Raw genomic sequence first — 356 nt, 5'->3', positions numbered from 1 at the left:
CTCTTCGTGATCTTGCCCTGCGCCCTAGGGCGATCTTTTTAGGTTCGTACAACGAGATTTATGTTAAGTTGAACTAGAACAATATAGACAACCAAATAAAAGCACTTAAAAACACAGTAACCATAACTGAAGCTGAACCGATATCTTTTGCCTTGCCACTTAACTGATGATGTTCTGTCCCTATACGATCTACTACGGCCTCAATGGCTGAGTTTATCAATTCAACAATAAAAACAAGCACTAGACTACCTAACATTAAAATCCTTTCTACAGTAGTGACATCAATAAAAAATAAGATAAGTGATAATACTATAATGGCAACTAGCTCTTGTCTTATTGCAGCTTCACTTTGGAAG

At 36.8% G+C, this 356-nt stretch carries 1 protein-coding gene; it reads right to left on the bottom strand.

The genetic code is table 11. The annotated features are described in order from the left end of the window. Positions 1-73 precede the first annotated feature (73 nt). On the bottom strand, positions 74-356 hold a 283-nt coding region (locus tag J8L97_RS23305), incomplete at its 5' end, for a diacylglycerol kinase (protein ID WP_211053103.1).

It is taken from the genome of Pseudoalteromonas sp. MMG012 (assembly GCF_018100875.1).
Classification (GTDB): domain Bacteria; phylum Pseudomonadota; class Gammaproteobacteria; order Enterobacterales; family Alteromonadaceae; genus Pseudoalteromonas; species Pseudoalteromonas aurantia.
The sequence above is the reverse complement of the archived record's forward strand: the minus strand, read 5'-3'. Positions and strand labels throughout refer to the sequence as shown.